The 23,404-nt window shown below is 57.7% G+C and carries 22 protein-coding genes and 1 tRNA gene; 4 read left to right on the forward strand and 19 right to left on the reverse strand.

Annotation, left to right across the window (positions count from 1 at the left end; genetic code table 11):
- Nucleotides 1-140: 140 nt before the first annotated feature.
- Entirely contained in the window at nucleotides 141-2,537 is a 2,397-nt protein-coding gene (locus H6F58_RS04825) for a S8 family peptidase (RefSeq protein WP_348536369.1), read from the forward strand.
- A gap of 291 nt (nucleotides 2,538-2,828) precedes the next feature.
- Here the strand turns inward: H6F58_RS04825 and H6F58_RS04830 are convergent, their stop codons facing one another.
- On the reverse strand, nucleotides 2,829-3,662 hold the full coding sequence (locus H6F58_RS04830) for a hypothetical protein (protein WP_195181238.1): 834 nt from the start codon (nucleotides 3,660-3,662) through the stop codon (nucleotides 2,829-2,831).
- A gap of 391 nt (nucleotides 3,663-4,053) precedes the next feature.
- Between H6F58_RS04830 and H6F58_RS04835 the strand changes: the two genes are divergently transcribed.
- Nucleotides 4,054-4,209: a hypothetical protein gene (locus H6F58_RS04835; RefSeq protein ID WP_195181239.1), complete on the forward strand. Its 156-nt coding sequence runs from the start codon at nucleotides 4,054-4,056 to the stop codon at nucleotides 4,207-4,209.
- A 150-nt stretch (nucleotides 4,210-4,359) separates the two neighbouring features.
- On the opposite strand, the gene H6F58_RS04840 is transcribed toward H6F58_RS04835, so the two are convergent.
- From H6F58_RS04840 to H6F58_RS04925, 18 genes are all read right to left on the reverse strand, one after another.
- On the reverse strand, nucleotides 4,360-6,219 hold the full coding sequence (locus H6F58_RS04840; RefSeq protein ID WP_195181240.1) for a type IV secretory system conjugative DNA transfer family protein: 1,860 nt from the start codon (nucleotides 6,217-6,219) through the stop codon (nucleotides 4,360-4,362).
- A complete protein-coding gene (locus H6F58_RS04845; RefSeq protein WP_195181241.1) occupies nucleotides 6,216-7,712 on the reverse strand; it encodes a conjugal transfer protein TraC in 1,497 nt (498 codons plus the stop codon). The genes H6F58_RS04840 and H6F58_RS04845 overlap by 4 nt, the downstream gene beginning before the upstream one ends.
- Nucleotides 7,706-9,373, reverse strand: a complete 1,668-nt coding sequence (locus H6F58_RS04850) for an SCO6880 family protein (protein WP_195181242.1) — start codon at nucleotides 9,371-9,373, stop codon at nucleotides 7,706-7,708. Before H6F58_RS04850 ends, H6F58_RS04845 begins: the two co-directional genes overlap by 7 nt.
- A gap of 18 nt (nucleotides 9,374-9,391) precedes the next feature.
- Nucleotides 9,392-10,426, reverse strand: a complete 1,035-nt coding sequence (locus H6F58_RS04855; RefSeq protein ID WP_195181243.1) for a conjugal transfer protein TrbL family protein — start codon at nucleotides 10,424-10,426, stop codon at nucleotides 9,392-9,394.
- 31 nt (nucleotides 10,427-10,457) lie between these two features.
- Nucleotides 10,458-10,793: a hypothetical protein gene (locus H6F58_RS04860; protein ID WP_195181244.1), complete on the reverse strand. Its 336-nt coding sequence runs from the start codon at nucleotides 10,791-10,793 to the stop codon at nucleotides 10,458-10,460.
- 52 nt (nucleotides 10,794-10,845) lie between these two features.
- The gene (locus H6F58_RS04865) at nucleotides 10,846-11,481 is read right to left on the reverse strand and encodes a PrgI family protein (RefSeq protein WP_195181245.1); all 636 of its coding nucleotides are present in this window, start codon (nucleotides 11,479-11,481) and stop codon (nucleotides 10,846-10,848) included.
- A gap of 151 nt (nucleotides 11,482-11,632) precedes the next feature.
- Entirely contained in the window at nucleotides 11,633-11,962 is a 330-nt protein-coding gene (locus tag H6F58_RS04870; RefSeq protein ID WP_195181246.1) for a hypothetical protein, read from the reverse strand.
- A 73-nt stretch (nucleotides 11,963-12,035) separates the two neighbouring features.
- Nucleotides 12,036-12,866, reverse strand: a complete 831-nt coding sequence (locus H6F58_RS04875) for a sigma factor (RefSeq protein WP_195181247.1) — start codon at nucleotides 12,864-12,866, stop codon at nucleotides 12,036-12,038.
- A 63-nt stretch (nucleotides 12,867-12,929) separates the two neighbouring features.
- On the reverse strand, nucleotides 12,930-14,144 hold the full coding sequence (locus H6F58_RS04880; RefSeq protein WP_280521018.1) for a helix-turn-helix domain-containing protein: 1,215 nt from the start codon (nucleotides 14,142-14,144) through the stop codon (nucleotides 12,930-12,932).
- A 29-nt stretch (nucleotides 14,145-14,173) separates the two neighbouring features.
- Entirely contained in the window at nucleotides 14,174-14,422 is a 249-nt protein-coding gene (locus H6F58_RS17930) for a hypothetical protein (RefSeq protein ID WP_206693466.1), read from the reverse strand.
- Entirely contained in the window at nucleotides 14,419-14,592 is a 174-nt protein-coding gene (locus H6F58_RS17935) for a hypothetical protein (RefSeq protein WP_206693467.1), read from the reverse strand. Before H6F58_RS17935 ends, H6F58_RS17930 begins: the two co-directional genes overlap by 4 nt.
- Nucleotides 14,589-14,900 carry a hypothetical protein gene (locus H6F58_RS04890; protein ID WP_195181250.1) on the reverse strand — a complete coding sequence of 104 codons (312 nt, stop codon included), beginning with the start codon at nucleotides 14,898-14,900 and terminating at the stop codon, nucleotides 14,589-14,591. Before H6F58_RS04890 ends, H6F58_RS17935 begins: the two co-directional genes overlap by 4 nt.
- Nucleotides 14,901-14,902: 2 nt before the next feature.
- Nucleotides 14,903-15,880 carry a DUF2637 domain-containing protein gene (locus H6F58_RS04895; protein ID WP_206693468.1) on the reverse strand — a complete coding sequence of 326 codons (978 nt, stop codon included), beginning with the start codon at nucleotides 15,878-15,880 and terminating at the stop codon, nucleotides 14,903-14,905.
- 156 nt (nucleotides 15,881-16,036) lie between these two features.
- Nucleotides 16,037-16,969 carry a hypothetical protein gene (locus H6F58_RS04900; protein ID WP_195181252.1) on the reverse strand — a complete coding sequence of 311 codons (933 nt, stop codon included), beginning with the start codon at nucleotides 16,967-16,969 and terminating at the stop codon, nucleotides 16,037-16,039.
- Nucleotides 16,966-17,217, reverse strand: a complete 252-nt coding sequence (locus H6F58_RS04905) for a helix-turn-helix transcriptional regulator (protein WP_195181253.1) — start codon at nucleotides 17,215-17,217, stop codon at nucleotides 16,966-16,968. Before H6F58_RS04905 ends, H6F58_RS04900 begins: the two co-directional genes overlap by 4 nt.
- A 405-nt stretch (nucleotides 17,218-17,622) precedes the next feature.
- A tRNA-Asn gene (locus H6F58_RS04915) sits at nucleotides 17,623-17,695 on the reverse strand.
- A 139-nt stretch (nucleotides 17,696-17,834) separates the two neighbouring features.
- Nucleotides 17,835-18,908 carry a glycosyltransferase family 1 protein gene (locus tag H6F58_RS04920; RefSeq protein ID WP_060701011.1) on the reverse strand — a complete coding sequence of 358 codons (1,074 nt, stop codon included), beginning with the start codon at nucleotides 18,906-18,908 and terminating at the stop codon, nucleotides 17,835-17,837.
- Nucleotides 18,909-18,951: 43 nt separating this feature from the next.
- Entirely contained in the window at nucleotides 18,952-20,199 is a 1,248-nt protein-coding gene (locus H6F58_RS04925) for an MFS transporter (protein ID WP_146277968.1), read from the reverse strand.
- A gap of 326 nt (nucleotides 20,200-20,525) precedes the next feature.
- Here H6F58_RS04925 and H6F58_RS04930 point away from each other — a divergent pair, with 326 nt between their 5' ends.
- Both H6F58_RS04930 and H6F58_RS04935 read left to right on the forward strand, forming a co-directional pair.
- The gene (locus H6F58_RS04930; RefSeq protein ID WP_244652320.1) at nucleotides 20,526-22,052 is read left to right on the forward strand and encodes an aspartate aminotransferase family protein; all 1,527 of its coding nucleotides are present in this window, start codon (nucleotides 20,526-20,528) and stop codon (nucleotides 22,050-22,052) included.
- Entirely contained in the window at nucleotides 22,049-23,392 is a 1,344-nt protein-coding gene (locus H6F58_RS04935; RefSeq protein ID WP_146277966.1) for a SidA/IucD/PvdA family monooxygenase, read from the forward strand. The genes H6F58_RS04930 and H6F58_RS04935 overlap by 4 nt, the downstream gene beginning before the upstream one ends.
- Nucleotides 23,393-23,404: the final 12 nt, after the last annotated feature.

The following is a 23,404-nucleotide window of genomic DNA, read 5'->3' on the forward strand; positions in this document are numbered from 1 at the left end:
TTCCACCGAAGGTCCAAGGGCCTGGATCAGGTCGTCAGGGCGAGCGGCTAGCGCCCAAGTTCCGAGAACTTATCGACGCATTCGCTAGCCGTCGCGCCCACCTCTCACCGGAGAGTTCCGACGAAGTCGATCCAGAGCTTGTGCTTGTCTTCGATCTTGCCGGAAGCATCGCGGATTTCCGCAACGCCGTCAATAAAATTGAAGGTCTGGAATTTCTTGCAGAATTACTCGATGAAGAGACAGAGCCTGATGACGACTTCCATCTGACACGAAAGGCAGAAGGTCGCGTGGACGGCGGAGTCGGACGGTCCCTGCAACTTGTCATGTCGAACGCTAAAGCGGCTGGTCAGCTCGTCAAGCTCTTCAATGACTGGGTAGCAAATCCAAAGATGACCTTTCAGCGTGGATTGGCAAAGTTCCGAACTGCGTTCGAACAATTACGAGCAATCCGCCGTTGGGGACCAGAAGACCGCATTCTTGAAACCGGCCTCATCGAAAACTGGAAAGAACGCCTTGAAGTCGTCGGCCAGTACTTCAGCCCGGTGCTGGTAGAAGTCGAACTTTGGTATAGACGCGAGGCGCAAGACCGGCGGCACGCAGAATCACACCTCACTGCGGTGATCCTTGAATCTGGCGGAAGCGTCAAGAGCCGCTCAGAGATTGCTGGCATCAGCTATCACGCGCTTCTAGTCGAACTTCCGATTCAGCAAGTCTCCGCCGTCCTGGAACGCGGGGCGGAAGCCATTAGCATCCTCACCGCCGATGAAGTGATGTTCGTGGGCCCTTGCACACCCATGAGCGTAACTGGGCCCGGGGAGAACGAGTTGATCTCCTCTGCAGTCCCGATTCCTTCAGAGAAAATCCAAGAGCTTCCCCGGATCGCCCTTCTCGACGGGCTTCCTTTTGGAAAACATGATTGCCTTGCTGGTCGGCTCACCATCGACGACCCTGATGGCCTGGGCGAAGATTATGAAGCCGGTACTCGATTTCACGGGACCGCGATGGCCTCACTGATCATACATGGTGATCTTTCGGCTCCTTCAAAGCCACTAGACCGTAGGCTCTATGTGAGACCTATCATGCGGCCGCACGAGTACCTGCAGGGCATTGAGCACGTTCTCAACGACGAACTATTCACTGATCTGCTCCATCGAGCAATCTTACGAATAGTAGGAGGCGAGGGAGGTCTAGAACCTGAAGCGCCCAGCGTGCGCATAATCAACCTGTCAGTTGGAGTCGAGTCACGAGCGTTCGTGCGCAAGATGAGTCCGCTCGGACGCCTACTCGATTGGCTTGCGCTGGAAAAGAATCTTTTGTTTATCGTGAGCGCCGGAAATCACAGCCAGCCAATCTACATACCTGCCGCTGATGCGCTGTCCTCAGATGACGCCGGTCTCGCCGCGCTCAAAGCTACCAGGTCGAAGAGTAGACAACGAGGAATTCTTCCTCCAGGTGACGCGCTCAACGCAATTACTGTTGGGGCGATCCATGCTGATGAGTCCGGAGAAATCGAGCTGCCAGACGGCGTATGGGATCTAGTCGACACGGACATGCCCGCGCACTACAGTGCTGTCGGGCCAGGCATTGGCCGATCGATTAAACCGGACATCTACCACTCCGGTGGTCGTGTTCTCTATTCTCGTCCTGTTATCAATCCGGGTGACAGCGAAGTACAGCTTCAGGCTCTGAACACTCCGGCATTCCCGCCCGGAACAATGGTCGCGGCACCTGCCAGGGGCGGATCCTCGAACGCGTTGGCTTTCACACACGGCACCAGTAATGCCACTGCTCTCGTTACCCGCGAAGCCAGCAGAATCTTCGACGTTCTAGAAGCAGGGGCCGATCTCGGAGACCCGTCTTTTCCAGCCGCTCTCTATCACCCTGTTCTCACAAAAGCCCTCTTAATCCACTCAAGCGAATGGGGCAGCCGCGCCGAACGACTGCGGCAGCTTCTTGACATGGATCCACAGCAGTCACGGCGTGAACTCAGCACGCTTCTCGGCTACGGAGCTATCGACACATCTCGCCTAGGCAATGCAGCGACCAACCGTGCTGTACTAATCACAGGCGGGTCCATCGAGCGCGAACAAAGGCACACTTACCAAATACCACTTCCGCAATCGCTCCGTTCGCGACCCGAATGGCACCGTGTGACAGTCACATTGGCATATATGGCTCCAACCTCCGGTCAACTAAACCGGTACAGGGGAACGAATCTCTATTTCGACACACCGGACAAGAAGATCACAGCAGGTTCCAGAACCGAAGCCGAATTCCACAATGCTCGCAGGGGAAGCTGTCAACACGAAATCTTCGAAGGAGCGCAATCCATGCTCTTCGGACCGGATGGAACCCTCCCGCTAAATATCGAGTGCATGAAGGATGGTGCCACGCTGAAAAAAGGAACGCATGTCCGCTATGGCCTAGTTGTGTCTGTGGAGACCAGAGTGGAAACCTCAACTCTCATTCACGATGAAGTCCGCGCACGTCTCAAAGCCATGGTGCAGGCGCAATCTCGTCAGCGAATCCACAGCTGAACGCCGGGCATAGCGAACAAAGCGCAAGTATGGCCTTTATTCCCCTTATGAAACTACCGCAATCCCACCCTTTCGATGGTGGGATTGCATTTCTGCCCTACGGCTATCCTGTGCTAAGCCGCAGATAATCATGATTACGCCCGCGATCAATAGGAAGAGCGCTACGAGCGGTCCGAGTAATAAACCTGCACCAACCCATAATTAACCCATGAACAGTCCTCTTGATCTTGGCAAGTGTTCCCTTGTTCGAACTTTTTGAGAAATTCCCTGGCTAGCTTTCGCGGATCAATCTCAGCTTACGTTGACGACTTCCGAACCAGGCAGATCCAGCTCATGCCATTGCCCTTCGCGCTGAACCTGCCACCTCACATCATCCTCACGATGCCGCACCACTTGGAGGAGCACTTCATCCACGGCGGCGCGATCACGTACATGGATTTCAGGCAGAACCTTGACCGTCTGATGTGTCGGCCCGATCTGCCGAGTTGCTGACGGCACGGTGCCTTGCGGGTGTTCCACTGCGGCGCGCACCTGCTGCTTCTCCTCGGTGCGCTGCACCGACACCACATCGACCACGGTGTCGCGGGTCTTTTCCCAGGCTTCCTGGTCGTACTGCAAAGCCGCTGGCTCCGTCCAGGTATGCCGCTTGGCCGAGACACAGCCCTTCAATGTCGATTCCCTCAAGCGCTGCTTCAAGCCAGGCAAGTACGACTGGAACGACAAGAACGGCCCGACACTCGGTGCCCCTTCTTCCCAGACCTTGTACTCGGCGCAGAATGTCGCATACAGCTCATTGACTGCGTCAGGATGCTGGAACCAGCAAGGCGAGACGACATCAATGAAGTTTTGCTGGATGACGAACTGGTCAACCCACCGCCGCAAGTCGGTCCAAGCTTCTTGCTTCAGCTCTGCCGGAATCTGATCGAATTTCATTCCAAACCAAAGGCTGCCTTCGTCTGCAGCTTCAGCAGCGACTTCGTCATCTACATGAGACGGCAAAGGCGAACCGACCACCGGATTCTCAGTAGTGTCCGGTTCGGCAGTATCAGGGAGTTCACCGAAATCGAAGTCCGCGAGCTTATCCGCCCATCCGTCAGTATCTGGGACATCAGTTTCAGAACTCATTGCTCTTCGCCTTTCGAATCTGGGCGTCGCCTGGTCTTGCGCGGCTGGAATATTGCTTCTTTAATTCGTCCGATCATCACCGACATTGCTACAGCTGCAGCGTCGGGCACATCAGGATTCTGCTTCATCCACAGATGCACGCTTTCCTCGCAGACTGCGCACAGCCACTGCCCCTTGCTGCTGCCTGTATTCCTGCACTCAGCCCGGTCGAGAATGGATCGGTCTGTAGTATGCCAAAACTGCGCTCGATCCGAGTTATGGCAAATGAAGCAACGAGTTTCAGTAGTGGTTCGATTCATTTCTGGTCTTTCTTTCGCAAGTGTTCATGTCGTAATCTGCCTAAAATTACAACACTCGCACGGCGTCGATTCCACCCCTGGTAGTCCCGGCCGTGCTCATCAATGATCTGGTGCAACTTGTTGTGGTGCGCCCGGCACAGCGGCATCAGATCGTCATCGGCTTCGCTCGCTACCCACTGTCGCCGGTCATCTTTCGTAACCCCGTCATAGGAGACATGGTGCAAGTCGAGCGAGCCAACATCTTCTAAGCGCACTTCGCACACCTGGCACGCGGGCTCGGCACCTCGGCTACGGCAGTCCCGAAACCACCGTTGCCGACGCCAACCCCACGCCCGAGAGCGCAAATACCCTCGATACTCGGGATTACCAGAACGGCGAAGCGACATCCCCATGACGCATCACCACACCGTCTCTTCATCAACCTTGGGTGCGGTAGAAACGGCTTCTTGGGCTTTCTGCTTGGCCGCTGGGTCGTAGGACTTCTTCGACTCGTTGATGCCCTCGGCGTCCTTGCGCTTCCAGTACGCTTCGAGCTCCAGGAACAACGGCCGTGAAGTACGTCCGAACATGATGGCGAACCCGAACGGCAACCGGCGCAGCTCGTCAACAGGCAACACCGAAATATCCTGCTTCTGCTCAGAGTACGACCGATGCTCTTTACCGTAGGAGGTCGATTCCTTGGTGACTTCCCGTGTGCCCATCAGCGAGGAGAAGATATCCAAGTCTTCCTTGCTCGCTGAACCACCGAGCAGGACCTTGACGGTCGCCGCGTCGAAAATGCTCTTCGACGCTTCAATGCCCCAGTTGTCGCGGGCCTGCGCCAGGGACTGGAAGACAGGGATAGGAACGATGCCGACACCACCACCATCAGCCATGAGCGTCGTCAGACCTGGCCAGGCGCCAGCCATATTCGCGATCTCATCGAGCACCAGCGTCATGGGAGGATCCAGGCGGTTGCCTGGCAGCTTCGCGGCCATCTCACGGGCTCGCTCAGTGATCGAGTCCATCATCGCAATCAGGAACGCACCAACAGAGCCACCACCGGTCTTAGTGCCGACCAGGTACAAAGTACCCCGGCCCAAGATGAATTCGTCGATGTCGAAAATCTCCGATTCATGCTTCGGATCCATCACTTCGCGAATCTCCGGAACCGAAAGCCCCACCATGACATTCGAAACGCCGAACCACTTGGATCCAGCGAGCTTCGCATCGCCATTGATCACATCGTCAAGAGCACCGGCCCATCCTGCCGCCGCCTGCGGACTGTTCTTCAGCACGTCAACAGCTTCACGCGCAGCGCCCATGTCGTTGCCCCAGCGGATCAGATCGCCCATGCCCCGATGGCCAATCGCGGCCGCGTGCAGCAGGGACTGCAGAATCAGCACTGCCGGAGCGCGCCATTCCTCATTCGAACCGCCCTTGCCCAAACCAGAAGCAGAAATCAGGGAATTCGCCCGTTGCTGAGCGGTCAGCGGATTCTCGCAACCAGTGATTGGAGACCACTTCAACGTGGCTTTCTGGCCCGTGAGTCCCTGGGGATCAAACAAGGTCACCTTCGAGCCCAAAGCTTCACGGCGCTTGTAGGTCGCCGCGTAGTTATCGGCACGCGTCGACGTCGTCACGACAGCCCCTGGCGAATCAATGATCGCCGCCGTCACAATATGTACGCCCTTGCCAGAACGCGGAGCACCAATCAGCAAAATCGACTCTTCCAGGGTCAGCCACACTTCCTTGAGCATGGAAATGCCGACCTTGAATGCGACTGCCTGGGCATCCCGGAATTTACGGCCAGTGGCAATGACTGCTTGCCGCTTCCAAAATAGCTTCCCGCGTTTCTCCACCATCGTGGGGCGGATCGTCGACCCCGTGGACAGAGCACGCTTCTTGCCAAAGAACCGGTCGACTTCCGGTGCCTTGGCGATTCCGTCACGCACGCGCAACTGCTTCACGAAATACTTGTCCGATTGCTTGTACCGGTCGATCAACATATAGATGACCAGGGCAAGGATCAGGGCGACAAAAAACAGCACCGTGATGCTGATCCAGAACGATTGCGGCGTAGCCGTGCACCCATCGGAAGTCTGGGCGAATTCCCCGAGATTCCCGCTGAAGATCCCGCCTGGAGGAAACGAGCCAAAGGAGCCGAATGCTCCACAACTGAACCAGACACCGAGCTGACCACCCAGGGCGAATACTGCGACCAGCGGCACCAGTATGGCGACCCCGATCACCAATGGGTCACGTAGTTCCCGGCTCATGCCGCGTCCTCCCATTCCTCGTCGTCCAGCCCCTCGACAATACGGGCGTCCGTGTTCAGCAAGTCCTTTTCAGCAGCCGTCAAGATGTTCTCCACGCAATAGGAGTCCTGGTTGATACGCCACAAGCCCTGGCCTTTCTTCAGCGAGCGGACGATGTCGCACTCGCGCTGCGACAGCCCCAGCTTGTCGGCCAGATGCTTCAGTTCGGATTCATCCTGGCGGTAAACAATCTTGATACCAGCATCGGCAAGCAGCGACTGCGCCATGGTGTTCATGCGTGATCCGCTGTCACCTGCCAAATTCAGGTCGCCCAGCTTGTGGATCACCAGCAGGTTGAAAATGCCGTAATGGCGGGCAAGCTTCCACGACACCACCATGCGCTCCAAGTCGGCCTCGGAGTTGATGTTGTCCCAGCCTTCTTCGTAGACGCACAAGCGCTGGCCGCCGTCAGGGTTCGTCACCATGGCTTCAACCCAGCTGCCGACACAAGCATTCACGATGCGCTTCGCTTCAGCACTGGCACCCGACAACGCCGAGGTGTCCACCGATACTGCAGGCTTGCTCGCGTCGAAGTCGACGGTCGTCGGCCCGTCGAACATCCCGGCGAGGTCGCCTTCCTTGGTGCGATCCAAAGCGTAGCTCAGGTTCAAGTACGCCTTGCGCAGCTCCGGATCCATATCTGGATCCGGGCTGCGCAGGAAGTCCACCAGGTGCGGCAAGAGAACATGCTCGGTACCGTACTTCTCCACCGAGGCATCCAGGGCGTGGGACAACGCCGAATGCTCGGTCGATTGCAGGTCGCGCAGCACCAGGATGCCGACCAAAGTCTTCAGCAGCGTCATGCGGCGCGAGCGCACCATTGACTTCCACCCAGCGTCAGTCATTGGCTCGCCGTTGGTCATCCGCGAGGGGCGAGTGCCTGGATCCAGCGGATTGATCCTGGCATCACGGCCGGGACCGACTTCGATCACGGATCCGCCGACAGCCTGGACAACTACAGTCCATTCGCCCTTGGAGTCAGTCATGACCGCCAGCTTGTAGCCATGGAGCAAGAACCTCAAAGCCATGGACTTGGCCAGCGAGGATTTCCCCTCGCCCACAGCGCCGAGCAACACGGCCGACATGCTCGAAATCTTCCCGTCCTTGTAGAGCTCCCACGGATCGAATCGGAACGGCCCCGACCCATACATGCCCTTGCCGAGCAAGGAGCCCTTCGTGGAAATCTGCGGCCCCGATACGAACGGGAACGCCGTAGCCAGGGTGAACGTCGACAATGCGAACATCTGCGGGACAAAACGCCCCATGAAAGCCAGGTTCTCCGGCTGATTCGCTTCTTTAATCACGGAAACGGCTTCGGGAAGTTGTGCTCCGGACTGCTGCTCCGTTTCTTTCCGTTCCTGCTTGCGCTGCTTCTTCAAGAAGGCCTTGAGCGCCCGGAACGACTTGCGATCCTCGGGTTCTTGGATACCGACGACAGTCTTGATACCTACCATGGCAATGCAACTCCCAAATTAATTCCCTTGGCCAAAGGCAATGCCGCGGCACTGAATGCTGCATCCTGCTGGCCGTACGCTGGCGACAATTCGATTCGTGCACGGGAGGCAGCATCGCGCATCTTGGCGCAATTGCGTTCCAGCTCGCTCTTTGTCGCACCGGCAACGCACACCAGGCCGGTGACATAGTACGAACCATGTCCATCGACCAGCTGCTCTTCGAAGCTCTCGATGTCCTCGAATTCCGCCTCATGGGCACGGGATGCGGCACGACCCGACTTTTGGCGGAACCGATCCGTGGTGTCCCAGTCGGTCTTGCGCGTCTCCACCTTTTTCAAGGCCTTGGTCGGTGTCACAGGACGCAGAACCTGGCTCACCGTGTGGGGGAAATCCCCTGCGAAGATCAATTTCTCCATGAAACCCATGCGGGCCTTTTTGCGGGGCCATTCTGAAATCCAATAGACCCGGTGAAAAGCCGAGTCGGTCCGAAGATGATCCCAGTGCGTTTCAACAGCCATCGGCCCGGCGACGTTAGGTTCGACGCCTGCGAAATCTCCCTTGCGTTCACTGACGGCAATCGTCGACATGGGATCGAAGGCCGAACGGATCAACGCTGCGAACGAGCGCGGCTCATGCCAGTACTGGATCAAGACGCCGGACTGCTGCAAGGTCTCTTTCACCGAGTCCAGCCGCTGCAGGACAGCTTCGACGAAACCGGGAACACCTTTGCCGTTTTCCTCGATTTCAGGCCCCAGCTCTTTCGCATTGAATCCCAATGTCATCCATCCCTCATGGATCGACTGGGTGCTCGATGACTCGACTTGATCGCGATAGGCGCTATCGAGGAAAGGGTCGATCTGCGCACCTGCCAGCCGGATTTCTTCCCCGTACTCGACAATTGTCGGGGCCTTTTCGATGCGCTTGTCGTAGTGCTCAAGAATGTTGCGGCTGGAAAGCATCCGGGTCTGGTCGCTGAGCTGGATCAGCCCCAGGCCCTCGATCATGCCGAAAGCCGTCAGCGCATCGTCGAATGCCCCCGTGCGCGCCAGCTTCCTGTCCGAGGATTCCATGGAGAATGCCCGCGTTGTCGTCAGCTTGGCCACGATAATCCCCAAATGGCGGGCTTTGTCGTAGGCGAATGCGAAGCCACCTGGTGCCGTGTACAGCTCGACCTGGTCGTCGATGCCAGGCAAGTGCAGCTGTGAAGGTTTCCCCAGGACGAGGCGGCCCTTCTTGTCACGGTGCACGCCGTCAATCAGCGTGTGGCCCTTGGGAAGTTCAAAGCTCGATGGCTCCTCTTCTTCCTGGCCGGGGGAAGCCACAGCCGTTACCTGCTGGTCGAGCTTGCGGCGGTAGGAGGTTTGGCCAATGGCCTTGCGAATGCGAAACATGAAGAATACTCCGATCCATGATGGGAGGGAACGGCCGAAATACGTTGGGAGGATGAGAACCGCACCCGCGATCAGGATCATCGACGTGCTGATGATGCCATCGGGGAATCCGCGCGAGAGAAAGGAGCCGACGGCTATGAGCAGCGTCAGGATGGTCAATATGACCTGGAGCCAGCCCAGGCCCATGAATACGCCAGTGCGTGGCCGCCGGCCGAAGCTGGCGTTGTCGTATGAAGCAATTGAGTTCGTGGGTGCAGTTTCAGTAGTCAAGATGTCGTCCTAGTCTTGTTAGCGGCGGCCCATGCGCGTCAATCCACGGCCAGCGCGGCCGAGTCCCTGGCGGGCTGAACGGGCAAAGTTTGAAGCTTGGCGTCCAGCGTTCGATGCAGCGCCGACACCACCGGATTCCATTGATCCGTGGGAATTGTTGTTCACGAATGAGATGAACGTTGCCGCGAATATGGGAGTCATGCCTGCGACGAGCAATCCGATGATTCCGGCTGCCAATTGCAGCGCTTCATCGGCAGAGCTGGAAATCGTGAGTCCGATTTTGATGATCACGGCCGCTGCGGGTTTGGCAAGGATCAGACCGATCACGACGCTCAGCCACCGCATGAAGATTCCTTTGGCAGCATCGTGGGCCAGGGAGTAGACACCGATAGGGAGGAAAACTGCCATCACGACCAAGGCGTAGGTGCGGAACACCATCATGATCATGAGGAAGAACGCACAGATGAACGTGATGAGCATGATGACCAGTCCCGGCAAAGCGCCACCAGTGTTATTGGGATCTTTCGCCTGGGCCCATTGCTGGTAATTCTCGTCGAGGAGGACTTTCTCATTGGCCGGATCCCAGCTCAAGCCGAACAGTGCCAGGATCGCGGACATCGCGTCCGCTTCACCATTGTCAGTGCCGACTTCAAGGATGAATTTAGCCAGCCAGTCCCCCGCCTTGATGAACAGGAAGAGGAAGCCGGTCAAGATATAGGTTGTCGGGATAGCGAAGAAACCTGCCAACGCTGCCCGGATCAACCCGACAGTAGAACGCCGCCACATGGACATTGCCAACTGGAGCACGATGAAGATGACCAGGACTGGAATCGCGGCCAAGGCGATCACGTTGAGCATCCCAGGATGCTCGACGGTGCTGGATGCTCCGCCGACTTTCGTCGTGACGGTACCGCCAATCACGGTAATCCACCATGAATCGTTCATATCCGAGTACGAAAATGCGGACTTGATGCACATCCACACCCAGTAGGCGAATCCTTCGACCGACCCGTTCATCCATTCCTGGATTGTCTTGCCCCAGTCATCAAACATGTGACGGCGCTCCTTACTGTCGCGGTTGTGCTTAGGTCAGGCTCTGGCGGGAAGACCAGGCGATCAGGCCATTCACGCCACCGACAATGCACGCTGCGACGAGGATCGTCACGAGTGCGCCGACGCCAACAGTCTGCATGGTCTGGTTCTTGATGATCTTTCCCAGGCCCCAGAGCATGGCCGCAAGGCCCAGGCCAACGCCGAGAATGATGTAGATGTAGAAGAACACGCCACCGGCCATGTCCGTTATCAGACCTGCACCGGGCACATTCTCATTCACTTGGATGTCCGGGTCGAAGCCTTCCGCCACGACCCCGCTGGCCCGGACGGCCACATCGCTGATGCCCGTAGTAATTGTGGTCAACATGGTTTTTTATCCTTTTCGTTTCGTGATTGAACTTGTGTTCGCTGGTGTTGAACTAGCAATCCTTGGAGCCGCGAGCTTGGTACTCGTGCTTATCGGGATCCATGGCGTCAGGAATCTGATCGCCCGGTCGCATCGGCTCGCTGTCTTCTTTGGTGACCCAGACAGTGACCGTGGTGCAGGTCTGAGCGACCTCGTTCGTGCGGCTGCAATCCGGTCCCTGAGGCATGTACTCCACACCGAGGACTTCTGGATGCTTCGCGGCATCTTCATCGGAGACGAGCTTCGGCCACAGTTCGTTAGCCCGTTCACGATTCTTTTTCGACTCCTCGTCCTGCTGCCAGGTCGGGGCATACTTCGTGGACTCCGTGCAGGTCACCTTGGGCGGATTCTTCTCCACCGTGATGGCGCGGCTCTGGGCGTCCTTGGGCAGAGCCTGCATGGTGTATTCCTTGGTCGACGACCACTGAATCGCACCATTCATATTGCCCAGGACCACAGCACCGACTAGGGCAATAGGCAAGGCAATCCCACCGCTCATGGTCATCCCGGTTTTGCGACGGATCTTGCCGTAACCGAGCAGCGCCGCCCCGACCGCGACACCTACAGCGCAAACATAGAACCCGATCCAGAGCCACATGCCTGCGATATCGTTCAACGGGCTATCTTGAAGCCCATGAATGTTTTCCATGGTTCTCGTCTCCTTTCCTCACTGGTTTTCTTGCGCGTTCAACAACAGATCACTCCCAGGGCACCGGTACGTGTGTCACTCAGATGGAGAATTCCCCGGCATAAAAAAAGGGGAAGTACCAGTTGGTACTTCCCCAAGTCGTTCGACTTGATCACCGCATGATCTGCAACAGGACGATCCCCCAGAACGCAAAAACTGCTGCACTGGCCAATAGCATCACGGCCTTGCCCCGCTTGGTGCGCATCTTGCGTTCAAGGAACTGCACTACAGCATTTTGCTTCTCCACCTCGTCCGAGTCGCCAACGGGTGCCAATCCGTTGGCGAGCCAGGTGCCAGTGCGCCTGGCGCGAGCCTTTAGCCGGCCGAAGATCCCGCGTGGTTGCCGCGCTTCCGCGACGTCCTCGCGCAGCTGCCGAATTTCTTCGACCATTGCTGCATAGTCCGCCGGTGCTTCTGGTTCAATTGCTGGTTTCTGTTCCATGTCCTGCTCTCCCTGCTGTTCCGCGGTAGATCGTCATTGATGCATCGCTCTGGACACCGTCGAATATGCCTGATCAGCGCTCTTGGTCGTTGTCCTGCGTCAAGACCGTCATCGCGATACGAACCAGCCACAAGGCCTCTTCCCGATACTGGCGCACTGTGTTGTAGCTCTTGCCTGTTCGATCCATCAGCTGCTTCATATCGGCGTGGGCGAACCCACCGCAGGCCACCACATCGGCGACGAAAGCTGCGACCCACTCCCCGGAATCACCGTTTCCTGGCAAGCAGTCGATCAAAACATCCATCGTCGGCTTCAAGCCCCTGGAACGGGCATCCGTGGCCCTTGAGACCACCACCGCGCACCGGACGAACTCCCTGCGGCAAGAACGCAAGGCATCCTTGCTGATCGTCATTGCCTGGGCGGCAACGTCCACCCGATCACCGTAGGCCGTGATCAGGGCCAGCGCCCGGGAGTACGTCGCTTGATTCTGGATGAATGATTCGACCTGCGCCAGCAGATCCCCCAGTTCCTCAGCAGCCGCTTGCTGGTTGCTCACAAGATCGGCAAAATCATCCGCGACCAGTGACAGGCTCGACTTGTAGCGGCTCGTTGACTCCAGCTCGAACTTGTCCTGATGCTTGCGCAACCGACCAGACTTCTCAATCACGTCCATGGCCCTGCGTTTGGCGATGGTGTTCACCCAGGCTTGCAATGCGGATCCATCGAAATGCTTCAGCGAATTCTTGGCTGAAATCCACGTCTCCTGCAGCACGTCGTCCAGGCTGTCACGAAATCTCGGCCCGAGCACCGACGATGCAGCACTCTTCGCTTGCAGAACCGCCCGCGCCAAGGTGTCTTCGTCAGGCAATTGTACGGCCGTTCGGGGTGTTGATACCTCAGTCATCGGGGTCACCTCCTGGAAATGTTGGTTGTTGTTCAAATGAGCAAATTGTGCTGGCCGAAGTCATCAGAAACCCGGTTCGTCGTGTGGCCCCCATGGAAGCTGGACGTCGCCCGTTTCCCCGGCAGGTTCTTGCTCGCTGACCAAGATATTGGTGCGGAACCACCCTGGCTGGGGCTTGCCTGGCCGTGGATTCTCATGGCTTTCCCCGCTAAGGAAGTTCGCATTGCAGCCAGGGCAAATGGCGTTGGGATTCGGCGAGCTCCACTCGTGACGATCGCATTCAGCGATCACTCCAGCTTCATGTCCTGCGCCCGCCACTTCCTGGCTGAAGCCTCCAACCGTGGCCACAGGCCCAGTGACAGCGCTTAGGCCGGTAACCGCCGCGTACAGCGCCTCAGGCTCCGTGCGACAAGCTGCTGCGACGTACCGCAACGGCGAGGACACCTTGGACGAAGCACGGGAGAGGACGATGTCAATCACCGACCGCACCTGCGCCACATTCAAGCTCTTCAACTGCTCTGGAACCATGTGGTGCAAAGCTCCAAGATCAACGCCCATGTAGCTCTCTGCTGGTGGGGCTGAAACTTTCAACTGCTGATCATTCGTCGTCGAGTCGTCGTCGTCATTGACCGGTGTGGCAATCGGCTCGGCCGGCCGCGCATCTGATGATTGATGATGATGGTTAATACGCGCGCGTTCCTTTAAAGGCACTTCAGTATTTTTGGCCAAATTGGCCAACCCCTTGGCCAAATTGGCCGGTGGTTCCTCACCATCGGCCAATTTGGCCGGGCTTGAATTTACTGCGATGTAGCCTTGGTCAAGAACGCTATTTTCACCATCGGCCAATTTGGCCGGGCTTGAATTTACTGGGCTGGAACCATCGGCCATATTGGCCGGTGGCTTCGTATCGGTGTCGATTCCGGCCTCGATGCCGACGGCTTTGCTGTGGCGGACAGCGGTTCGGCGCTTAGCCATCCGATCCTTCATCTCTGCCCGGCGGGACTCACCCGCAACTGCCAGACGCTCCATCTCCGACTCGACCAGCCGGAACTGGTTGCCCGTGCGGGAACCGCTGCGCGTGTCGTACAGCGCATAGCATTCGAGCACACCATGATCTTCCAAGGCGCGCAGGTGACGGCGGACTGTCCGTTCACCCATGCAGGTGTCCATGGCCAGCAGCTCTAAGGACGGCCAGCACATCCATTCCTCGTTGGCATGATCAGCCAGCAACAGCATGACGTGCAATTCGCCTGGCTTGAACTGCTCAGAAGATGCCATCTTCCTAGCGAGGTTCGTCGCTTCAAAACTCACTGAAAATCCATCTCCTTGTCGTTATTCCGAATCTGCTCGCGGAACTCCATGAAGCTCTTGATGCACCAGGGCAAGAGCACGCAAGCAACTGCCGCAGTGAGCAGGCACTGCACCCGCCAAGCCTCAATATCTTCAGGAGAGGCCGGATCCGTGTTCGAGGCACGAATCATGGAATATTTCGATACCGCGATCCCAGCGATCAAAAGATACAGCGACGCCAGGAAACGGGATTTGGCCTGCCTCATGACGACACCGCCCCCACTACGGAGAAGCCTGAATCCCAGACCGGCGGATGCAATGGAGGTTTCCATCTGAAAACGGATTCGGGGAAGAAAACCATAAAAGCGATGAACAGAGAGATGGCCAGCAGGAGCTTCCAATTGTCTTTCAGGAGGTCAGCAATCGTGCGCTTCATTTCTGCTCCCCTTGGCGTTCGTTGCTGTCCATCCATTCATGGATCTGATCGGTCACGTTGAAGTAGCTCAGATCCGCCATAGTCTTCCTGGTGGTTTTGATAGTGGCTACGACAAGCACCAAGCAGAAAGCGATGTAGAAGGCCGTGTAAAGCATCTGCCCGAAGTCTCCCGATCCGTTTGCCTGTAGAGCAAGGACGAGCTTGTACGCCTGGTAGGAAGCGAAGGTGAACAACGCCAAGTTGATCGCCACGTACAGCCAATACCGGCGCAGCATCTTCGTCCTGATGGTCAGGTTTGAGTTATTCATGCTCAGGCCTCCTTGGCCGTCGTGGACTCAGTCCCGAAGATTTCCGGGTGCTTGGCCTTGATACGAGTGAGCTTCCGCTGTCCGGTCCTGATGTGCTTACCCAGGGCATTCGCGATCATCTCTGCGGTCAGGTCGGCGCCATGAGCTTCAAGCAAGTCGTTGAGCAGCTGCTGTTCCTGGTCTGCAGGGCTCACATAAGATACGGCGCTCAGCGCTGGCTTGGAGGGCTCGACTACAGGCTCCGGCTTTTCGGCTGCAGGTGCTGGCTTGATTGCGGGTACGACGGGTTCAGCGTCTGCCTGCGGAATGAAAGTGCGACCCCATTCCAGCTCGCTGGCATCCTGGTCGAAGGGGTAGTAAGCGAAGACGCTCTGCTTCTCGTCCGCTTGTACCTGGGCGACAGCTACCGCTGGCTCAGGTTCAGCCACCGCTTGGTCACTGGGTGACGAGGCGACAGGTTCCAGCATGGGTGCAGCGGGTGTCGCCACCTCAATTTCTGGTGTCGTTCCCTCTGGGCGTGGTGTCGTAGGTGGCGTCGGGTTAGGACGATCCTCTCCAAATTGAACCAGTCGCTCTTCGGCACGTCGGCGCTGCGGCCGTGCGATAGCAAGACGGCCCAATTCCTCGGTAGCAGCGAACACACCGATTGGTGCCATGCCTGCGACAATCGCGCCAATACCTGTCTTGAAGCTGTCCACGCTTTGATCAAGCAACAGCACATGGCCAACGTTGGCAAGTACCGAAACGAAGGTGAATGCACCGAGCGACAGCCAAGATGCCCAAGTCCTCTCTCCTCGTGATCGATGAACCAGGACAGCGATGGAGTACACCAGGATGGCGGTATCGATGAAGATCGGAACAGTCCAGCGCATTGCCGGTGGAAGGCCGGCCCACTCTGCTACAGCTACGAGCCCAGCGAACGAGACCATGAAGCTGATAGCACCGACGAAACCGACGAGGGAGACTGCAAGCCAGAGCATCTGACGAGAGTCCGGGTTGATGCGGCCGTCTCGGGTAGAGGTAGCAGTAGCGGCGTCTTCCTGCCTATAATGGGAGTACTTCGCGCTAGAAGTTTTTGATGGCTCCTCAGCTGACTGCAATTCAGCTGGGGAGCTTTTTTCATGAGCACTCATGGGTTAGACCTCCGTCAGCGTGGTCAAGAAGTTGTCGAGATATTCCTGCGCCTGATTCAAGTTCTGTTCGATTGCGGCACGGGTCTTGTCGTCGTCAATCTCGTCAGGGTCGATGGTTTCCAGGAGCCGGGCGAGTACGAGTACGGCACGCGAAGAATCATCTGCGAATGAGGTGACTTCCTCAACGTCCAGGTCGTTGACACCGGCGGTGCGCTCGACGATCTGACCGGCAAGGCTGATGACCATAGGAAGCGGTGCCTGGGTGTACTGACCGTTAGAGCCGGTGAGGCGCTTTACGAGCTGCACGCGAGTCTTTGCGTTGCGGTCGACTACCTCGTTGGGGCTGATCGGGGTGATTCCCAAATCCTCTAGCGAGGTGTCGAGAGCGTCTGCGATGTCTGCCTGGCCGTCCAATGGCTGCTCAATAGCGTCGTCGTTCTTGGGCTTCGGCTTAGGTGGCTGGCTGCTGTAAGTCTTTTGGTTGACACCTTTGATTTTCAACGGCCCTGGATCCGCTGCAACCTCTGCGTCGCTCGAATCCTCTAGTGCCCATTTTTGGGCACTAGACGAAGCTTCTTCATTAACCTTCTTGAGGCTGTTGCCTACAGTTCCTTTTGACAGCCCGGTTGCACCGGCGATTGCACGAGTACTTAAACCGGCTGAGCGCAGGGAACCGATAACCTCGTCACGGTCTTCGCGGGGAATAGCAATGTGCTGGCTGCCGAATTCTTTTACGCAGTAGTCATTCCAAGACTTGTAGCCCAATGCGATCCAGGCTCCACCTTGATATGCCTGAATCACCAGATCCCAGGTAAATTCAAGCGCCTGCCTGATCTTGTCGGTCAGATCACGGGCGACGTCTGCTGGTAAAACTGATAATCCATCGTCTTCAACGACGATTTCGGCTTCGATAACTTCTTGAATTTCGTTACTCATGACGCCAACTCCTGCTTATGCTCAGCGACGACTTCGTCTAGCCCTGCCACCAGAGTGGAGAACGGGACTCCCAGCTTCTCTGCGATAGTCACTAACTCGCCAAGACGGAAGTCGGTCTTGCCGTTGAGGCGAAAACCGAGTGCTGCCGGAGAGATGTTAATCCACTCAGCGGCACGCGCTTGATAGATATCCTTGCGACCAAATTCGGCCAGGATGTTGGACCTAACGATCTTTGAATAATTGCTCATATGGTTAACGTAATAGCTCAGCTAATAAAAAAGCAAGCCTGAATATCAGCTCAGCTAAATTTGCACTACCTGAGCGTTGCTTAGATGTAGTTCACCGAGTACGGTAGGAGCATGACTATCACACCAGAGCGCATGACCAAGCAGGCAGAAATTGACCGACGCATGGGGCTTGAGATTAAGGGATGGTTGGCTCGCAAGGAGTTGCGCCAGGCAGACCTCGGCTCTGCTCTAGGCCTGTCCCAAGGCGCAGTGTCACAAAGACTTGTCGGCAAGGTCTCGTTCTCGGTTGAAGAACTAATGAAGGTTTCAGGGCTTCTCAATATCACCTTTGGGCAACTAATCGGCCAAGAGATCTTAAATGAAAAAGGCCCCGATCCGCGCAATGCGGACCAGGGCCTGAATGAGCTCCTCCAGTTGGACTTGAACCAACAACCCTTCGATTAACAGTCGAATGCTCTGCCAATTGAGCTATGGAGGAATGCAACGAGTAATACTTTAGCACTGGCCAAGTCAGGTTTTCAAATCGGGAGGCTGCCGGATCGCAGGGCCTGAATTATCGCCAATTTTCCGCGCTTTAAGCTGTCTGAACCCACTTTCATACGGGTTGAATCAAGAATCTATTTCCTGTGATCTGACGCATACTTCGCGAGTTCCAGCAATTGTTGTGCAGAGCGTTCCCACGAGTAGTGCTCAGCGCGTTGAACTGCACGGTGAGAGTACTCCATCCAGGTGGCAGACTCATCCAACGTGCGCACCTGTTCAGCGAATCCTCTCGCATCATCTGGCGAGGCATAGAGCGCCGCGTCTTCGGCGACTTCCCTGAAGATCGGCATGTCGGTGACAACCACAGGAGTTCCCATGCTCATGGCTTCCACCAACGGCAGCCCATAGCCTTCTTCGCGCGAGAGCGTGACCAACGCGGTGCACTCGCTGAGCAACTGCTCATACTCATGGTCGCTAACCCCATCGTGGAATACGACAGCCGCCCCATTTGGAATCAGTTCCATTAGCTCCTGGCGACGCGGTTCTTTGATGCCGCTGAGCAAGTGCAGCTCGTGCTCCGGCAGGTAGGCCATGGCCCGCACCAAAGTCTCGACGTTCTTGTATTCCATGAAGGACCCCATATAGAGCAGGGTTTTCTTGGGTTTCGCGCTTGGATCCCGCCGTGCGAAGTCTCCTGTCGGTGCATTGGACACCAGGCCGATGCGCTGCCTGGTCAGGCGATGCTTGCGCATGAGCCCAGCAGTCGTATTCGAGACGGTTGCCACCGCGTCGGCTCGATTCAGCAGCAGCCGTTGCGGCCAGTAGACCTGGTGGAAAAGGAACCATCCGATACGGATCGGCATCGGCAGGAATTTTGGCGCGTGCGGATGCGCGTAGTAAATCAGGTCATGAAGGGTCAGGATGACCGGGAATTTTCGGCCCAGGGTCCCCATGGTTTGCATCGGCGAAAACACCACGTCGGCATCCAGCTTGTTGATCTGCAAGGCGACAAATGGCTCAAGGACACTGGTCGGAGCCGAGATCTTCAGGTAGGGCACATCGGGGAGCATGGCCAGCTGGCGGGTGTCATTAATGAGCATGGTGACATCAGCCAACTTGCTGGTGGCCGCAATCAGCCCAGCCGTATAGCGGCTGATTCCGTCATGGTGGGTAATGCGGGTGTATCGTGCGTCGATAACAAGTTTCACGTGCGCAGTTGCCTTAGGTTTCTCGGATCCAATAGCTTCCAGCCTAGCTGTTCGATGCGTCGCGCAGGATCACAAAACCAAGCACCGCGAGCATACTCGCAATCACCCAGGCAGCCAGCGCAGCTTGTGTTCCTGCGGCGGTTCCCAAGGCCCCGCCGAGCATGCTGCCAACGGGCACTGCGCCGAAAGTCAAGAGGCGGCGAGCGCTGAGCACCCGCCCCAGCACGTGTTCGGGCACAATTTCAACCAGCCATGACGAAGCCGAGACGTTGAGGATCAGAGCAGCACTCCCCCACCCCAGCGCATGGACACCCAGCAATCCGATGCTCCACGCGTCGCTCGTAAATGCCGCGGCCAGCACCATCGAGGCCAGCGCTATTTGGGCAAGTCCGGTGCGCAGCAGCAGGGCCGGTGATGAAAACTTTCCACTGATCCTGGTGGCCACGAGCGCTCCAATGAGCCCGCCCGCACCCGAGATCGAGGCATAAAGCCCGAACCCCGCTTCGCCATAGCCGAGGTCGTTGATGACAAAGATCGCCTCCACGGATGACCCGATGGCCAGGCCGAGATTAGACAAGGCCACGGAGACAGTGGCGGCGAGCAGTTGCCGGTTCGCGGCCAGGTAGCGAAGGCCGGCCAACATTGAGCTGGAACGGGCGCTTTTGCCCGGAACCGGATCGGCACTTTGGTTCTCGCGATAGTCGCGAATTCTCCACGCCATCATCAACGCCAAGGCGCACAGGGCCGCGGCAGCACTGAGCAGCGCTGGCGCACCAAATAGGGCGAAGCCGGTACCGGCGAGCGCTGGAATAATCACCGTCATGCTTTGGTCCGCGGCGCTGAGCCGGGCGATGAGCTTGCTGATGCCCAGGGTCCGCGATTCGGAGTCGTCGCCGATCATTCTGGGCACTGCCGAAGTTTGCGCCGTCTCCGAAAAGACGTTGCAGATTCCCAACAGCGTGCACAGCACCAGCCCCATGGCGATGTTCAAGGCGCCGCTCATTGCGAGCACTGCGAGACATGCCAGGACAGCAAGTTTTCCTGCCATGCCGATGCGCAATACCTTTAGCGCCGAGCTTCTATCAACAAGGTGCCCGGCCGGGATGCTGGCAAAAACGAAGGCGAGCGATCCGAGCGTGTTCAGCAGGCCCATCTGCATGGCTGTTGCGCCCAAGGTTCCGACAAAGAGCAGGTCAATGGTGATGTCGGTCAGCGTGCGCCCAGCAGCGTCGGTGGCATTCGAGCCCACCAGATAACGCTGGCTCTGCACATGCTGTTCGGGCTCATCCATTGCGGCTTGTTCTCCCTTGCTCTAACTGCTTGAGCATATAGAATTGCCCACTATTTGCAATCGAACGATTAGCGTTACTTCACAAAGTGGCAAACCAGAGGTTTCTACTCCACTTTGCCGCGCTCGCCATAAAAATTTGAACCTTCAAACTTCAGGTCAGCAGGCAATCTACCACAAGAGGCGCAGGGCGCACCGCAAAATGTCTAAAAAATCTCGTCCACTCAAAAGTTGAGTTTCTCGGCTTGCATTAACTAATTGCTTTGTGTTGTTAATAGATTCTTGTTAGGTGAGCCTGACCAAATATCTATTGACTCTATCTGAGGAGCATGCTCTTGGGTGCCTCACTACCTACCCTGCAAATCCCTGATGTCCCCCTCCCGCTCTACGACGACGCGCTGCTCTGCGCAGACACCGCAGGCGCGTACGAAGAGGCTTCACATCGCGCGGTGTCCCTCGTTGCCGACAAGTTCGCAACCGTCAACGCCCCCACTACCGGGCCGAGCCCGCAGCAGATGGCGACCAAGATCGACCACGTCGATCTGCGCTCGCCATTGGGTTCAACGGAACAGTCCTTCAGCGAACTCAATGACCTCTACCTCAACGACGCGGTCTACTTCCACGACACGAAGTACGCGGCTCACCTGAACTGCCCCGTTGCCATCCCCGCGGTCGTTGCCGAAAACTTCGTCACCAGCGTCAATACTTCGATGGACACCTTCGACCAGAGCGCCGGCGCCACCCTGATCGAACGCAAACTGATCGGCTTCACTGCCGAGCTCATTGGTTTTGATCCTGGCAAGGCCGACGGGATCTTCACATCCGGTGGCACCCAGTCAAACCTGCAGGCCATGCTCATCGCGCGGAACACTGCGACGGCCCAGCTCCAGGGTTCCCTGCCCGAACGCCTGGCCAAGCTGCGGATCTACTGCTCCGAAGACGCGCACTTCTCGATCCGCAACGCCGCGATGCTTCTGGGAATGGGCTACGAAGCGGCCGTTGCCATCCCTACCGATGCCCAGCACCGCATGGATGCCCAGGCGCTGCGCAGCCGACTGGCCGAAGACCTCAACGCGGGCCTCGTCCCCATGGCCATATCGGCCACCAGCGGCACCACCGACTTCGGCGCCATCGATCCGCTGAACCAGCTGCGGGCCATTGCCACCGAGGTCGGGGCCTGGCTGCACGTTGATGCGGCCTACGGCTGCGGATTGCTCGTCTCGAACCGGCACCGCCACCGCCTTGATGGAATTGAGCAGGCTGACTCGGTCACCGTGGACTACCACAAGTCCTTCTTCCAGCCCATCGGCTCCAGCGCCCTGGTCGTCCGTTCAGGTTCAAGCTTCGAGTCCATCGCGCACTACGCCGAATACCTGAACCCGGCCGCCGAAGCCGCCGCCACCCCCAATCAGGTATCAAAATCCCTGCAGACCACGCGCCGATTCGACGCGCTGAAATTGTGGGTCACGCTGCGCACGCTCGGGGCCTCGCGGCTGGGCGAAATGTTCGACCAGGTCATCGCGCTGGCCGAAGATGCGCAACAAGAAGTGGCGATGCGCGCCCAGCTCCATTTGGTGGCAGATGTCCAGCTAAGCACCCTGGTCTTCTCATTCGAGGATCCAGAGCACCGCCTGGAGCTGGCCGAGCATAATGCCCTGGCCAACCAGATCCGCCACCGCCTGTACTCCAGTGGCGAAGCAATGATCGCGGCCACCACGGTGGCCGGAAAGCGCCTGCTCAAGCTCACCCTGCTCAATCCGAACACAACGCTGGCCGACATCAGCGAAATCCTCGATGCCATCTGCCGCATCGGAACCGAAATTCTTGCCGAACGCACCACCGGAGACAAAAAATGAATCAACCTAGCGAGCACTTCGACGTCATCGCCATCGGGGCCGGGCCCTTCAACCTGGGTTTTGCCGCCTTGACCGAGGGCATCGAGGACCTGAAGGTAGCGGTCCTCGACGCCGCTGAAAAGTTCGTCTGGCACCCGGGGATGTTGCTTCCCGGAACGCATCTGCAGGTCCCTTTCATGGCGGACCTGGTCACCCTGGCCGACCCCACCAACAAGTATTCGTTCCTGAATTACTTGAAGCGCCAGCAGCGCATCTACCCGTTTTACATCCGCGAAGACTTCTACGCGCTGCGCCAGGAGTACTCCAACTACTTGGCCTGGGCCGCCGAAAGCATTCAGAGCGTGCGTTTTGGGCACCGGGTGCTCGAGGCCGAATACCGCGAGGGCCTGTACCATCTCTCGGTGCTCACCGAGGCCGGAATGAGCCACTTCACCGCGCAGAAACTGGTGCTTGGCACCGGCACCCAGCCCTACCTCCCGCCGGTGATCAGCGACGAGGCCATGAACACCGGCAAGGTGGTGCATTCGAGCAACTACCTTTTCGGGCGCGATGCGCTCTTGGCATCGAGCGAAGCCACCCGGGCCAAGGCCATCTGCGTTCTAGGCAGCGGGCAAAGCGCCGCTGAAATCTTCCTGGATCTGCTGCGCAACCTGGAGGAGGAAGACCACCTGATCTGGGCTACCCGCTCGGAACGCTACTTCCCGCTGGAATACACCAAGCTCACCTTGGAAATGACGTCGCCAGAATATATCGACCACTTCCACGCCCTGCCGATGGCCAAGCGCGACGAGCTCTCCGCCGAGCAAAAGGGCCTGTACAAGGGCATTAATGCGGACTTGATCAACGAGATCCACGAGGAACTCTACGAACGCAGCATCAGCCAGGCCGCCAACGTCCACCTGCGCACCGGTTGCGCGGCCACCAGCATCACCGTTGCAGACCAGGGCATCTCGGTAAGCCTGCGCCATGACCGCACCGGGCAGGACTTGGACTTCGTGGTCGATGATCTGGTGATGGCCACCGGTTACCGGGCAGGTGTTCCGGACTTCCTCGGCGGCATCGCCCAGCGCATCGACTACCTGGCCGATGGCCGGTTCAATGTGGACCGCGAATACTCGATCGGCCTGGGCCAGGACATCTTCGTGCAAAACGCCGAACTGCATACCCACGGCTTCACCGCACCGGACCTCGGCATGGGTGCCTACCGCAATTCGGTGATCATCAACCGGATTGCCGGGCGCGAAATCTACCCCGTTGAAGAACGCATCGCCTTCCAGGAATTCGGCGCCGCGGAACTGACCGGACTGCCTACCGCCGCCCCTGCCACCTCGCATGCCTAAGGACACACACTT

This window comes from Glutamicibacter sp. FBE19, from assembly GCF_015524875.1.
Lineage (GTDB): Bacteria > Actinomycetota > Actinomycetes > Actinomycetales > Micrococcaceae > Glutamicibacter > Glutamicibacter halophytocola.